10 protein-coding genes are annotated in these 15,051 nt (G+C 58.5%); 5 read left to right on the top strand and 5 right to left on the bottom strand.

Annotated features, from left to right (window positions below; translation table 11 throughout):
• Positions 1-76: 76 nt before the first annotated feature.
• Positions 77-1,855, bottom strand: a complete 1,779-nt coding sequence (gene aspS, locus BMZ01_RS07475; RefSeq protein WP_092286059.1) for an aspartate--tRNA ligase — start codon at positions 1,853-1,855, stop codon at positions 77-79.
• 204 nt (positions 1,856-2,059) lie between these two features.
• On the opposite strand from aspS, the gene ypfJ reads away from it, so the two are divergent.
• Entirely contained in the window at positions 2,060-2,962 is a 903-nt protein-coding gene (gene ypfJ / locus BMZ01_RS07470) for a KPN_02809 family neutral zinc metallopeptidase (RefSeq protein WP_092286057.1), read from the top strand.
• A 76-nt stretch (positions 2,963-3,038) separates the two neighbouring features.
• Here ypfJ and BMZ01_RS07465 read toward each other — a convergent pair whose 3' ends face one another.
• Genes BMZ01_RS07465 through BMZ01_RS07455 form a run of 3 tightly spaced genes read right to left on the bottom strand, consistent with a single transcriptional unit; the run spans position 3,039 to position 8,972 of the window.
• Entirely contained in the window at positions 3,039-6,137 is a 3,099-nt protein-coding gene (locus tag BMZ01_RS07465; protein ID WP_092286055.1) for an SNF2-related protein, read from the bottom strand.
• A gap of 37 nt (positions 6,138-6,174) precedes the next feature.
• Positions 6,175-8,202, bottom strand: coding sequence for a YhgE/Pip domain-containing protein (locus tag BMZ01_RS07460; protein ID WP_395890461.1), 2,028 nt, complete (start codon positions 8,200-8,202; stop codon positions 6,175-6,177).
• Complete coding sequence (locus BMZ01_RS07455) at positions 8,202-8,972, bottom strand: hypothetical protein (RefSeq protein WP_092286053.1); 771 nt, start codon at positions 8,970-8,972, stop codon at positions 8,202-8,204. Before BMZ01_RS07455 ends, BMZ01_RS07460 begins: the two co-directional genes overlap by 1 nt.
• 435 nt (positions 8,973-9,407) lie before the next feature.
• On the opposite strand from BMZ01_RS07455, the gene BMZ01_RS07450 reads away from it, so the two are divergent.
• The 4 genes from BMZ01_RS07450 (at position 9,408) to BMZ01_RS07435 (ending at position 13,179) form a co-directional block, all read left to right on the top strand.
• A complete protein-coding gene (locus BMZ01_RS07450; protein ID WP_092286051.1) occupies positions 9,408-10,037 on the top strand; it encodes a TetR/AcrR family transcriptional regulator in 630 nt (209 codons plus the stop codon).
• 5 nt (positions 10,038-10,042) lie between these two features.
• Positions 10,043-10,846, top strand: coding sequence for a CBS domain-containing protein (locus BMZ01_RS07445; RefSeq protein WP_092286049.1), 804 nt, complete (start codon positions 10,043-10,045; stop codon positions 10,844-10,846).
• 163 nt (positions 10,847-11,009) lie between these two features.
• Positions 11,010-11,603: a CE1759 family FMN reductase gene (locus BMZ01_RS07440; protein ID WP_092286047.1), complete on the top strand. Its 594-nt coding sequence runs from the start codon at positions 11,010-11,012 to the stop codon at positions 11,601-11,603.
• Between the two features lie 181 nt (positions 11,604-11,784).
• The gene (locus tag BMZ01_RS07435) at positions 11,785-13,179 is read left to right on the top strand and encodes an L-serine ammonia-lyase (RefSeq protein ID WP_092286045.1); all 1,395 of its coding nucleotides are present in this window, start codon (positions 11,785-11,787) and stop codon (positions 13,177-13,179) included.
• 128 nt (positions 13,180-13,307) lie between these two features.
• Here BMZ01_RS07435 and BMZ01_RS11200 read toward each other — a convergent pair.
• Positions 13,308-15,051 (bottom strand): Rib/alpha-like domain-containing protein (locus BMZ01_RS11200; RefSeq protein ID WP_244887598.1); only part of this gene is annotated, 1,744 nt, incomplete at its 5' end.

Raw genomic sequence — 15,051 nt, 5'->3', positions numbered from 1 at the left:
ACCTGCAGACCGTGGCCCCCCGATCTCGAATAAAGCAAAAAGAAAACGCGCGAGCACCCCTTCGCGCGTTTTTCTTTTACTTGGCGGGCTTGGCGTCGATGCCGGCTTCCTTACGCTGCTGCGGCGTAATGGGGGCAGGCGCGTCGGTCAGCGGGTCCACGCCGCCACCGGACTTGGGGAAGGCGATGACGTCGCGGATGGATTCGTGGCCGCCGAGCAGCGAGACCACGCGATCCCAGCCGAAGGCGATGCCGCCGTGGGGCGGGGCGCCGAAAGCGAAAGCGTCGAGCAGGAAGCCGAATTTCTCGCGGGCTTCTTCCTCCGTGATGCCCATGACCTTGAAGACGCGCTCCTGGACATCGCGCTGGTGGATACGGATGGAACCGCCGCCGATCTCATTGCCATTGCAGACAATGTCATAGGCGTAGGACAGGGCCTCGCCGGGGTTCTCGTCGAAGGTGTCGAGGCATTCCGGCTTCGGGGAGGTAAAGGCGTGGTGCACCGCGGTCCATGCGGAGTGACCAAGAGCGACATCGCCGCTGGCGGTGGCATCAGCGGAAGGCTCGAACATGGGAGCATCCACGATCCACACAAAGGCCCAGTCGCCGTCCTTGATGAGGTCCAGCTTGCGGGCGATTTCGCCGCGGGCGGCACCCAACAGCGCGCGGGAGGACTTGGTGTCACCGGCGGCGAAGAAGATGCAGTCACCGGGTTTGGCGCCAACGTGGGCGGCAATGCCGGCGCGTTCTTCTTCGGTGATGTTCTTAGCCACGGGGCCGGCGAGTTCGCCGTCTTCGCCGACCAGGATGTAGGCCAGGCCTTTGGCGCCGCGCTGGCGGGCCCAGTCCTGCCAAGCATCAAGCTGGCGGCGCGGCTGGGAGGCACCACCTTCCATCACCACGGCGCCGACGTATTCATTTTGGAACACGCGGAAGGTGGTGTTGGCGAAGAACTCGGTGCACTCGGTGATCTCAATATCAAAACGCAGGTCCGGCTTATCGGAGCCATAACGCTTCATGGCTTCGGCATAGGTCATGCGCGGGATCGGCAGCGGAATCTCATAGCCGATGAGCTTCCATAGCTCGGCGACGATCTCTTCGCCAAGTGCGATGATGTCTTCTTGGTCGATAAAAGACATCTCAATATCGAGCTGGGTGAATTCCGGTTGGCGATCAGCACGGAAATCTTCATCGCGGTAGCAGCGAGCGATCTGGTAGTAGCGTTCCATGCCGGCAACCATGAGCAGCTGCTTGAAAAGCTGCGGAGATTGCGGGAGCGCATAGAAGCTCCCGGGCTTTAAACGCGCGGGCACCAGGAAGTCGCGGGCACCTTCGGGAGTGGAGCGGGTCAAGGTGGGGGTTTCGATTTCCACGAAGTCGTGGGCTTCGAGCACCTTGCGGGCCGCGGCATTGGCCTGCGAGCGCAGCTTTAAGGCCTCTGCTTGGGCGGGGCGGCGAAGGTCCAGGTAGCGGTAGCGCAGGCGGGTTTCTTCGCCGACCTCGCCGGAGGAGGAGGCGTCTTCGATTTGGAAAGGCAGGGCGGCGGCAGCGTTGAGGACCTCGAGTTCCTTGACGTTGACCTCAATATCGCCGGAGGCGAGGTTGGGGTTCTCGGAACCCTCGGGGCGGTTTTCCACGACACCGGTGACCTTGATGCAATATTCGCTGCGCAGAGCGTGCGCGGCTTCGGCGACATTGGCATCACGGAAAACGACCTGGGCGATGCCGGAGCGATCGCGCAGATCAATGAAAATGACGCCGCCATGGTCGCGGCGGCGGGAGACCCAACCGGTGAGGGTGACGGTCTGTCCAGCTGTTTCTTTGCGGAGTTCCCCCGCAAGATGGGTGCGCAGCACTGTGGTGGCCCCTGTCCTTTCAAATTGTGGAGAGTGATCTGCCGGGTGATTTTACGCCACCGCGGGTGTAGTTGGGGTGCTGGGGTGTGCGAGGGCGCGTGGGTTAGGGTGTGTGCGGTGTCGGGGGTACGCCTCCGGCGGGGGTACGCCTCCGGCGGGGGTATGTGTCCCATGCATGCGCGCGCATATGAGAAACTTGGGCTTATGACTTTTAGAGGTGATGTTCATAAAGAGGGCAATTATGCCCGCCGCGGCGGTGGTGGCCGCGGCCCCATGGTTGCTGCCGGCGGTGGCATCGGCACCCTTTTAATTGTGGGGTTATTCCTGCTCATGGGCGGAAACCCTGGTGATCTGGGCGGGATTTTAGGTGAGCAAGGCCAGCTCCCGCCCGGGCAGAACGCGCAATCTGGTGAAGAAGGTGGCGGTTTGGATCATTGCCAAACCGGCGAGGACGCTAATAAATATGCGGATTGCCGCGTGGAATTCACCGGCATTTCGGTGAATAACTTATGGGAAGAATTACTGCCCGCACAGGCTGGCATTGATTACACCCCGCCCGGGTTGGTGGTTTTTGATGGCGCCACTAATACCGGGTGCGGCATGGCACAATCCGCCACCGGTCCTTTCTATTGCCCCGCGGATTCCACCGCCTATTTCGATACCTCTTTCTTCCAGCAATTACGCCAATTAGGTGGCGTTGATGCGCCACTGGCGGAATCTTATATCGTGGCCCATGAATTCGGGCACCATGTGCAAAACCTCGAAGGCACCCTGGGGTTATCCAACTACAATGATCCCGGCGCTGATTCTAATGCGGTGAAGATCGAAACTCAGGCGGATTGTTATGCCGGGGTGTGGGCACACCACGCCGATAACGGCCCCGACGCCATGCTCGAACCGATCACCGAAGACCAGGTGCGTACCGCGCTCGCCACCGTGCGTTCCGTGGGCGATGACAATATCCAGGAGCGTTCCTCTGGCCATGTTCGCCCTGATCAGTGGACCCATGGTTCCTCTGATATGCGCGAGCAGGCATTCTTAGCTGGCTATAATTCCGGCAAAATGTCTTCCTGCGACTTCCTCGAGCGCGGACAATACCGCGACTAATTCGCCGCTGAATATCACCCACAGCCTTTTAAAACGCGTCGCCCAACGCTGGCGGCGCGTTTTTTCCTGCTGAGCTTTATTCGAGATCCTCGCTCGCGGTGGGCAGAGGGTCGAAGGCCGTTTCAGAACCTTCGGGCGCCGCGCCTTCTTCTTTCATGCCGGAGTTCGTATACCCCAAACGCTGACGTTCCTTGGCAATTACTTCCGCGGCAAGGGAAAGCTCAGAAATATCTACTGCGTCATCAGCGCTTGCCATAATGCTGTCTTGAGCATAATCGGCAAAAATTTGGCGCTTGGTGTTCAGGATCTCGATAATGCGCTCATCCACCGTATTTTCCGCCACCAGGTAGTGCACATCCACGGTATGCAGCTGACCCATCCGCCGGGAGCGAGCAATGGCCTGGGATTCTTTACTGGGGGTAAGTTGCGGTTCCATGATCACCACCACGCTGGCGGCCTGGATATTAAGCCCCACTCCCCCGGCGGTGATTTGAGAAAGCAGCACCGCCCCAGCAGGTGCACTGCCTAATTCATCCACCATTTTTTGGCGATCCTTTGGGCTTACCTTGCCGCTAATCGTGCCCACCAATAGTTCATCTGGAACCGCATAGGCCGCTAACTCCAAGGCGCCTAGGAAGTAGCTAAACACCACCACCTTGCGGTCTTCAGATCGTGCTGAATCCACGATCTCTACCAGGCGCGTCATCTTAGAAGAGGTACCGCTAGCCCCAATGCCCAGGCAGGCTTGGCGCATCCCCATCCAATTGCCTTCTTCTACCGTGTGGCGATAGATGCGCTCTTCTTCTTCAGAAAGCTCAATAAAGTCCTGGCTAAATTGCATGGCAGGTAGTTCATCCAGCACATCTTGTTGGGTGCGGCGCAAATACACTGGTGCAATCAACCTGCGGTATTGATCGCTAGTAATGGACTCGGGGTTCTGCGGCACCACCTCAGGGTTTAGGTACCCCAGGAGGGTGTTGAATTCTTCCAGGCGGTTTTCTAAGGGAGTACCCGTCATCAGTACCGCATATTGCGCGGTCTTAATAAACCCAGCGGCAGCTTGGGAGCGCTTGGCCTCCGGGTTTTTGATGTAGTGCGCCTCATCCACAATCACTAAGTCCGGCTCCCCCAGCTCCAAAACCCGGGAGCCTTCAAAAGTACAGATGCACACCCCGCCCTGTTTGCGCCACCTTTTTAGCGCAGCGTCCTTTTCCGGGCCATGGGCGCGGTGCACCTTCAGGTAACTAAAGTTCTCGATCTCTCGGGCCCAGTTGATCAGCACACTGGCCGGGCAAATCACCAAGCTGCGGAAATCTTGAGACCTCGTGGCATGCAAGTGAGCGGCAATGGCGATAGCTTCAATGGTTTTACCTAAGCCCATCTCATCGCCGATTAAGACTTTGCGCTGCACAATCCCATAGCGGGCACCAAAGGACTGGTAGCCGCGCAGGCTTAAATCATGCAGCAGGCTGCGATCCAGCGGAGTATTGCGGATCGCTTCGAGGATCTCTTCGCTTAGGTGCGCTTCAGAGCCGCGGGTGTTCTCATGGCTTAAAAGCTTGGCTAATAGGCCCTGGTAGTAGGCGGGGCGCTCAAGATAGTCCTCCCACTTACCCAGCTGATAATTCAGGGTGATGCTTCCCTGGTTACGCCCAAAACCTTCGGTGGCGGTGGGATCTAAAAGCTGCGGGTTGGCGATAGCCCAGCGCATATCGTCTTCAAGTTGCGCGCAATATTTTTTGGCATGGGGCCCCACAATGGCGCATTCCGGGGTGTGGAAGGGATTATCCCCACCTTGGGTGCCTAGTTGAGGTAGCTGGCGGATAAGTGGGATGAGGGCATCCATCAGCCGGGTGCGGCGCTCGCGGTAGGGTTCATCTTCTTCCTCATAGGGGGCGTAACGCCCCAACACCCCGACCAAGGTAGTGGCGGCTTTGGTGGGGTCGGAACCAATGGCGATCTGGCTAGTCGATTGCGTGCGCGCGGCTTCTAAAGCACGCTGCATTTCTTTACTCGGGCCATCTGGGGCCTCGGGCCCTCCTGGGTAAGAGTCCTCTGCCTCTTTGTGGGCTTGGTTCTGTGCCTCACTCAGCAAAGTATGCGCGCGGGTACCACCGCCAAGCGCTTCATTACGCATGGTGTAGGCAGCTGCCCTTAAGCGCCTTGCGGTTTTCTCCCCAATGCCATTGACATGCGCAAGCTGCTGCGCATCAGTGTCCAACACATCTTGGGCTGAAAACACCCCAATGGTTTCAAGCCCTTGGGTTCGTAGCCGATCTGCCGTGACTTCTTTGAGCATCTCTACCGGGAGTTGGCGCAAAATAATTTCCGCCCGCTCACCGCGCAGTGCATTAAGAGCAGTTTGGGCTTCAGCGCGCAGGTTCGGCAGAGAATCCGGATGATTTTCTACCCGCCGCAGCACCGGCATCAGCTGCCAAAGTTTTTCTACATCAAGAAAGGCAAGTTCTTGGTCCTCAGGTGCTGCAATGGCTTTAGGTTCTTCGAGGTCTGGGTCCTCGGCTGCTTCCTCGGCCAAGTGCTTGCCGAGGGTGCGGATAATAATGCCTTCCCCAATATCGCGGTAGGGGTACCCCAGGCGAAGCGGGTTGAAGCCATCGAAGCGATTTTCTTCAGCTAAAGCTGATTCCAGCTCCGGCAGGCGATCCGCGACCCGCTGGTAGAGCACATACCTATCGGGGTCGCTGGCAAACTCCCACAGCAGCTGTTGGGCATAAGCAGCGCGCTGTTCTTTTTGGGGATCAACCAGGCGTTTCACCAATCCCCAGATGCCACGTTCAGGTTGCACATTGGCCTCGCGCATAAGCTGCGGTAGCTCAATTGAAAGCGTGTGGGCATGATCTAACTCGGCGATTGCCCAGCGCGGCAACTGCGCGATACGGCTAAGCAACAACCACCCATGCGGGTAATGCCACATGGGTGCGGCAATGAGGTGATGATCCGCTGCCAGCTCCACGGTGTTATCCACGCTGCCGTGTAGGTGGTCGAGCAGCTGCGGCATCGGCTCATCATCGGGCTGCTCTATGGCCTGGGTGATGAACTCTCGGGGAATGAAACGAGTAATGGCCGCCACGCGGCACCCTATGTCGTAGTGGTGCTTGGCGGCGACCAAGAGTCCCTGGAGTTCAGCTGCGTCCATGCCCTCTGATTCTGCCATGCGGCTTCTCGCCGCTACCCCCGCATGGCGGCGGTTTTTAGAGAGCGAGTTCTGGGTGCAGATCCTTCGCCTTCACAATGCGATCCCGCCAGGCCGAGTAGGTGCTCACGCACAGCGCAATAGCCCACACAAACGCCAGCACAATAATGGCTTGAATCAAGCGGTGATCAGGCCCCGGCATGGAGCCCACGATCATTTCGCGCAAGAGATTCACGCTAAAGGTCATGGGATCCCAGGTGTGTACCCACCTTAAGAAAGCCGGTTGGGTTTCCGGTGGATAAAGACCACCGGAGGAGACCAATTGCAAGGCCATGAAGATCAAACACACCACACGGCCAGCGGCAGCACCCACCAAAGCGTTAATCCCGTGGGTAACGGCCACAAAGGTCGCGGAAATCCCCAGCATGGAGAACCACAGTCCCAACTTATGATCCGGTGCTAAGCCAATCAGGTAGGTCAGCACCAACCACATGACGGTGGCTTGCGCGAAACCAACCAGCAGTGCCGGGATATAGGTGGCTAGGGCCACGCGCAGTGGGTTCAACCCGGAATCCACAGCACGGCGTTGGATGGCATGCAACAACATGAACATCACAGTGCCGCCCATAAAGAGCCCTAGTGAGATAAAGAAGGGAGCCAGGCCCACACCGAACTTGGTCATCTCCTGGGCAACCAGGCGTTCCTCAACCGGGCTGGAGGCAGAGCGTGCAGCTGCATCGCGAATGTTTTCTGGGAAGCGCGGTACTTGTTGGGCGCCTTCAGAGATCTTTAAGTTCAATTCCCCGGAGCCGGCATCCAGTTGGACTAGCCCATCACGTAGCTGCGTGGCACCAACGGAAAGCTGTTGGGAGCCATCCACAAGTTTAGAGCTGCCATCAGCAAGTGTTTGGGCACCCACTACCAGCTTCCCGGAGCCATCCTTCAAGGTGGAAAGGCCCTGTTCGAGTTTTTGGGAGGCCGCTGCGGCACGGTCCACCCCGGAGCGGTACTCCGCTGTGGGGTCGCTGAGTTGACGGTGGATCTCTGCGGCACCAGCAGAAAGCTGCGCGAGCTTGCTGAGAATATCTTGTTGCGGGTTCGCCTGTAGTTGGGCGATCACCTGATCTGCTTGGTTAGCCAGATCAATGGTTTGGGGAAGGTTAATGGCGCGTAGTTGCGCAGAAATATTCACCAGCGGGGCCACCACTTGGTCACGCGCTGCGGTGACTTGGTTATTGAGTTGGTTGGCGCCACCTACCAGGGTGTCTACCCCACCGGATACTTGGCCAGCGCCTTCACCGAGGCGATCCGTGGCGGCATCTAGGGCGGCTAAACCTTGGGCTAATTGCGCGGCACCATTATGTGCGGTGCCTAAACCATCATCGAGTTTGGCGGCACCATCTGCTAGCTTTGCGGCACCTTCGTGGGCACTTTGGGCACCACCATGAAGCTTATTCGCGCCATCAGCTAATTTCGCGGCACCATCGTGGGCGCTACTAGCGCCTTCATGGAGTTTCCCGGAGCCTTCGGCGGCGGCATCCATGCCTTCACCGATAGTGCTAAAGCCCACCAATAATTGGCCAGTAACCTTTGCCCCGAGTTCGCGGTCGACAGTATCGACGACCTCACGGGTGACATTGGTGCCCAACATGGTGGCAATAAAACCATTGGTGTTATTGAAGGCAGTATTAATGGTCGCACTACGCGGGTTATCACTATTCACGCTGGTAGCGGCTTCAGTGAAGTCTTCAGGAAGCTCAATGGCGAAGTAGTAAGTGCCATCAGCCACACCGTCTTTGGCTTCTTCGGCCGTAGCTTCAATGAAGTTGACGCGCTCATTCTTCATTAAAGATGCGGTGACTTCATCACCGGCTTTTTGGAAACCATCTGGGGTATCCGCGCCCTCATCGGAGTTCACCACTGCTACGGGGAGCCGCGAGAGCCCACCAATCGGGTCGAAATAACTCCACACGAAAAGCCCGCCGAAGATCAGGGGGAGGAGCACGATCATCACCAGGGCAACCGGTGGGAGTTTGCCGGCAAAAAATCGCTTGAGTTCAGCACCAATATGCAGTCCAGCAATCATTAGTTACGTCCTCCTTCCACCTGGTCATTAACTACATCTTCAACTGCTACTTCCGGAGATGTTGCTTCCTTATCTTCGCGGCGGATAAGCCGCACGCGGTGGCACGCATCAAAGGGGTCATCCTCGAAGTGATTCACACTCATAATCACCGTGGGGATCTTTTCGGCCAGTCGCGCGAGCGCAACCAGTGCCTCATGCCGGGCGTCGATATCCCTGATCTGGTCAATGTCATCAACTAAAAGAAGCTGTGCATTCGGGCGGGCAATCCCTGCGAGCACTACGCGCACTAGCAGGCGATCCACCACATCGAGATCCCCGATCCTATTTGTTGGATCCAGCATCAACCCAAGGGGTTCTGCCCAGCTAGTCCATACCTCGGTGGCCATAATGTCTTCGGCTCGCGGGACCCTACGCCACCAGGGGCTACCCCAGGCGTATTGTTCGCGGATTACCTGACCTAATTTCACGAGGCGTTCCAGGCCATCAAGTTCGGTTGCGCCGGCTAGCGCCACATGCTTGGCGATCCCGCGTGGGGTGTTCTCCCCACCAATAGCCACATGCCCGGCTTGGGGTTTCATTCGGCCGGCCAGGGTCAGTGCCAAGGTAGTGGCATGCGATTCGCGGCCGGTGAGGATCTGGTTTAAGCCGCGGCCGATGTGGAGATCCTCAATCACCCCAGCGCCAGCGTCGAGGCCATGGGTCTCTAGCACGAGCGGTTGATCTTCTTCGCGCGGTGTCGTTTCGGGTGTGTGATCCTCGTCAAGCTGCATGTGGGCAGGACCCTTCGTGTCGGGCTTGGTATCAGGTTGGGCATGTGGAGCTCTAACTCCATTCAACCCTGTTCCTGCTGTGGAGGTGGGAGACAAGGTATCGGATACGTCTGGTGAGTTCATTGCTTCTTAATTTATGGGCGAGTTATTGGGAACAGCTTCGTGTTGGGCGCTCCGCATGCGCTTGCTTTAGCGAGCTACTCAACCAAAGCAAACGGAGAGGTAACTATCACTTACGATAAGAGAACATCATCTACCCGTTTGACAGCAATGTCAACATGGTGGACAGTTTGCATTAGAGACCTAGTGCGCGGGATCACCATGAGCGATATCAATCCCGCATCCCACAGCACTTCCCCACATCCCAACCCCCGCTCGTCAAGTAACCCATGAGGCTCTGCTTGAGGAAGCCAGCTTGAAGGACATTGAAGAACCGTGCGTAGAGACGCGCTAGAAAGACGCGAAAGGATTATCAAGACCGCTTGCGAGGTGTATCGGACGTATCCGCACGCGACTGTTCCTCTCGATGAGATTGCTAAAAGCGCCGGTGTCGGGATCGCCACTTTGTACCGGAACTTCCCGGATCGCGATAGCCTCATCGAAGCCTGCGCCAAGGACATGTTCCAGATCGTCCTGAATGACCAAAAAACTACGCTTGCGGAGTTGAAAGAAGCCGCTGATTCCGCGGCGGCCGAAGAGATCTGGAATCGCCACATTAACTCCCTATTGGAGTTAGGCCTAGGCACGCTGATCCCCGCTTTCGCCCCTGAGGATCTCAGTGAACTCACTGAGGATCTCGCGCAGCTTCGTGATCTCACCGCTGAACGAACCGCCGAGATTTTGGCTGCGCTGCGCCCACACGGTCTTATCGCCGCAGAAATTCAACCGCTTACCTTCATCATTGGGTTGATCACGGTGTCGCGTCCGCCGGTACCGGGTCTTCAAAAACTAGACCCCGGTGCCACCCGCGAGCTTGTCGATATTTTCCTGGCTGGCTGCGCGCATGGCAGCAACACCTTAAAAGAGCGGATCGCGAAACAGTCCGACTCCGATTCATTAGGCTAGGGCCCATGGATAAAAGCGAGCAGGCTAGCGACACAAAGGCCAAAGCCACTGAGGCTAAGAACAAGCGCACCAGCACCGAGAACCGCGCAGTGCCCTTCTTAGCGGCCTTTAATGATATTGAACAGCACTTCCGCGCTCATTTCCAGGCCAAGCATTCTGAAGGTTTCGGCAACCTGGTGCGCCGCGCCGAAGATAAACACCTCATCTCGGAAGGCCAAGCGCGCTTACTCCATGAATTCGCCGACCTGCGCAATTGCATCTCCCATGGCAGCTATGGCGAAGATCTTCGCCCCATCGCCGAGCCCCTGCCAGAAGCAGTCCGCGAGATCTCTCATCTTCGCGACCTGATTACGCACCCACCCTTGGCTTTAAGTGTGTTGGGCAATCATGAGGTCATCACCCTCTACCCGGACTCACCCATTGCAGATGCTTTTAACCTGATCCGCGATAAAGGCATTTCCCAATTCCCGGTGTATGACCAAGGCAAATTCCTGGCCTTATTATCCACCAACACCATTGCCCGCTGGGTGGCTAAGGATTACACCCGCGGCCTTGATGGCGCCACCGTAGGCGAGGTACTGGAATGCGCAGAAACTTCTGAAACAGTGGGCTTTTTAAACCGCCACTCCACGGTGCGCGAGGTACTGGAATACTTCACCACCCCCACCAAAGCCAAAGGCGGCGGCATCCCCACCGCCATTATCCTCACTGAGCATGGCAAACGCACCCAAAAGCCCTTCCGGATTATTACCCGCGGGGATCTACCAACCCTGGTGGAAGCAGTAGAGATTAACGCCGCAGAAGGCTAAGACCTGTAGATAGCTAACTGCCCCTTCTGTGGCCCCCGCCTCTTCCCGATTCAGGAAAGCTCGACTAATCTGCGTACAGCGCAGTTCAGCGCGGATTACCCCTAGCACACTCCCCACATAGGGCTAAGACACATAGGATTTCAGAAAGCATCGACCCGTTACCGTGACCGAAACGAAGAACGACACCATTTCCGATTCCCACCACCACCCCATTGAACTTGCCGTCCTCAGCGCCGGCGTGACCTCCCCTTCCATGACCGGCCGGCTCGCCGAGAACCTCGCCCAAGCCACCGCCCGGCATCTCGCGGAGTACGGGTTCATCGCGGAATTAAAAATTGTCGAACTTCGCCACCTTGCCGTCGATCTCGCCCGCACCCTCACCGAACCTGGTTTTTGCAGCCCCAAGGTCAAAGAAACCCAAGCGCTCCTTGGCCGCTGCGATGGGCTCATCGCCTGCACCCCGGTCTATTCCGCCGGCTGCTCCGGGCTTTTCAAGCTCTTCTTCGATCTCCTCGACCAACGCTGCCTTAGCAACCGCCCCACCGTCATCGGCGCCACCGCCGGCAGCATGCGCCACATGTTGGTCCTCGAGCACTCGGTACGCCCCCTGCTCACCTTCCTCCACGCACCAGTCATGCCCACCGGTGTCTTCGCCACCCGCACTGACTGCATGGATGAGAACCTCCCCCGCCTCGATGCCCGCATCGACCGCGCCGGCCAAGAACTCGCCCTCGCCATCGCCGCAAAACAAGCATAACCGCAGCTCAAACACCCCCTCCCCACTGCGGCGAAAAATTTATCTCCCTTAATACCGCACTCTCCGCGCTCAACCGATATGATCGGGAAAGTGACCTGAACCACCACCTAAAAGTGACGGCACTCACGCCTCATTTTTCCTGCACACCACCTACCCCTTACACGCGGAAAGGCGCACTTTCTTGACGATCAGCGTCGTCGATCTCTTCAGCATCGGCATCGGCCCCAGCTCCTCACACACCGTGGGCCCCATGCGAGCCGCCAAAGAATTCACACTCACCCTCCCCACCTCGACCACCCTCATCGAAGTGGAACTCCGCGGCTCCCTCTCGGCAACCGGACGCGGCCACGGCACCGACCGCGCCGTCGTCCTCGGCCTCGCCGGCTACGAACCTGACTCTCTCCCCGATGGTGTGGAACCCCACCCTGGCGCCGAGATCCCCGCCAGCGGACCCATCCCCACCACCAACTGGACCTACCGCATCATCTTCGAAAACCAGCCGCTTTCCGAGCACCCCAATGGCATGATCTGCCGCGCCTTCAATCACCAAGGCGAACTCATCGCCGGGCCCCAAGACTATTTCTCCGTCGGCGGTGGCTTCATCCTCAGCGGCGAAGATCTACGCACCCAACTCGCCTCCGAAGGCTTAGGTGCCGGCCCCACCGCAACCGGCCGCGAAGGTGATCTCCCCTACCCCTTCACCACCTCCAAAGAGCTCCTCGAGCACTGCCGCGATACTGGCCTATCCTTCGCCGGCATTATGCGCGCCAATGAGGTCGCTCTACACGGCAACCCCAGCATCATCGACACCCACCTCGACCGCGTCTGGTCCACCATGCGGCGCTGCGTCACCCAAGGCATCGCCACCGAAGGCATCTTGCCCGGTGGGCTCAATGTCACCCGCCGCGCCCCCGATCTTTATCATCGCCTGCGTGACCGCGACCCCTCCGATCATGGCGGCGGGCTTGGTGCCATGGAATGGGTCAACCTCTACGCACTCGCTGTCAATGAAGAAAACGCCGCTGGCGGCCGCGTGGTCACCGCCCCCACTAATGGTGCAGCCGGCATTATCCCCGCAGTCATGCACTACGCCCGCGATTTCCGTCCCGACTTCGGCGCTACCGACGCCCGCCGCTTCCTGCTTGCCGCCGGAGCAGTTGGCGTCATCATCAAAGAAAACGCCTCCATCTCCGGAGCAGAGGTCGGCTGCCAAGGCGAGGTTGGATCCGCTGCATCTATGGCCGCCGCCGGGCTCTGCGAGGTCCTCGGTGGCACCCCCGCCCAGGTCGAAAACGCCGCGGAAATCGCGCTGGAACACAACCTCGGCCTCACCTGCGACCCCGTCGGCGGACTTGTCCAAATCCCCTGCATCGAACGCAACGCCATCGGTGCCGTCAAAGCCATCAACGCCGCGCGCCTCGCCATCCTCGGCCAAGGCACCAACCGCGTCACCCTCGACGATGTCGTGCACACCATGGCCGAAACTGGGCGCGACATGCTCACCAAATACAAAGAAACCGCCATGGGCGGACTTGCCACCCAACTCGGTTTACCCGTCAGCTTTACCGAGTGCTGATTCCCTCAGCTTTATAAAAATTCCGTCGCTGGGCACAGCTTCTCTCTGCCGACGGTGACATGAAAAAGACCCCGAGTTTGTGGACTCGGGGTCTTCTTCTTTGCGCTTCCTAGCGCCAGCTAGAGCTCTTAGGCTTCGTCTTCCTCAGGACGACGACGCTTCGAGACAGCCAGCATAAAGGCGCCAAGCATAGCCAGGATGGAGGCAATAATGCCGGTCTTGGCAACATCCGCACCGGTGACCGCGAGAGGTCCGTGGCGCTTCGGCTGCTGAGCCGGATCAATGCCCTTGCTCGGGATGTGCTGGCCCTGACCCTGATTTGCACCAGCGTTGGCATTCGGATCAGTCACAGTTCCCTCACCAGTGCCCTGACCGGTACCAGTACCAGGCTGCGGAGCCGGAGCAACGTGGCCGCCGGAGCTACCGGCGCCCGGGATCGGCAGGACGGGCAGGATCGGCAGGATGCCACCGGAGCTACCCGTTCCCGGAGTGGGCTTCGGGGTGGGCACCGGCAGGGTGCTATCCGAGCTGCCATCACCCGGGGTCGGAGTCGGGCTCGGGGACGGGATCACCGGCTTGGCCTTGACAGTCACCGGGATGGTGAATTCCTCGGTGGTGCCATCAGCACCAGTGACCGTGATGGTCACAGTGAATTCGCCAGCAGCCTTCGGAGTGCCGCTGATGATCAGTTCACCGGTGGTCGGATCGTACTCGACGACGGTGCCGTCGGGCAGAGTGCTCGAATCGATGCTGACATCAGTCGGATCCAGCGGGTTGCCTTCCGGATCCAGGACCGTACCAATGGAGGTGTCCGCCGGGATCTTTTCACCTTCAGTGAGGTTCAGATCGCCATTCGGGGTAACCACAGCATTGTCACCGGTATCCGGGGTGTCATCACCCTTCGGCGCAACCTTGACCGGGATTTCAACCACGTGAGTGGTGCCGTCCGGATCAGTGATGGTGACCTTCACATTGAAATCACCCGAGGTCTCCGGAGTACCGGAGATGGTGATCTCACCGGTGGTCGGGTCATAGGTGACCACGGTGCCAGTCGGGACAGTGGTGTCATCCACGACGACCTTGTCGGCCGGGTAGAGGTTGCCCTCCGGATCCGTGATCTTGCCGATGTTGGAATCAGTCGGGATCTCGGTGCCTTCAACTAGGTTGTTGGCGTTGCCGGGGGTCACAATCGGGGTGTTGTCCGCGGCGGGGGTGACCGTCACCGGAATTTCGGTGACAACATCGGTGCCATCAGCACCGGGGACCGTGACCTTGACGTTGAAGTCACCCGGGGTGGTCGGAGTGCCAGAGATTTCCAGCCCGCCGGTCTCCGGGTTGTAGGTAACGGTGGTGCCATCCGGGACGGTGGTCGGGTCGATGGTGACCTTGTCTGCCGCAACCGGCTTACCCTCAGGATCAGTCACGCCACCAATATTGGAATCGGCGGGGATTTCCTTGCCCTCTTCCAGGGTGATGTTCTCACCCGGGGTAACAGTGATGGTCTCATCCACCTGATTCGGCTTAACCGTCACCGGAACAGTGTGCTCAGTCTGAGAACCATCCGGATTAGTGACAGTGACCTTAACTTCCTTATCACCCGGAGTAGTCGGGGTACCAGTGATCTCCAACTCACCGGTCTCCGGGTTATAGGTCACCTCAGTGCCCTCCGGAACAGTCGTCGAATCAACAACAACCTTATCCTCGGCGACCGGCTGATCATCCTTATCGGTGACCTTACCGATCGAAGTATCCGCAGGGATCTCCTTACCCTCAGTCAAATCAACCGAAGGAGCCGGAGTCACAGTGGAATCCGTATTCGGCTTAACCGTCACCGGAACAGTGTGCTCAGTCTGAGAACCATCCGGATTAGTG

This window comes from Corynebacterium spheniscorum, from assembly GCF_900113445.1.
Lineage (GTDB): Bacteria > Actinomycetota > Actinomycetes > Mycobacteriales > Mycobacteriaceae > Corynebacterium > Corynebacterium spheniscorum.
This window is presented reverse-complemented; position numbering and strand designations above follow the sequence as displayed.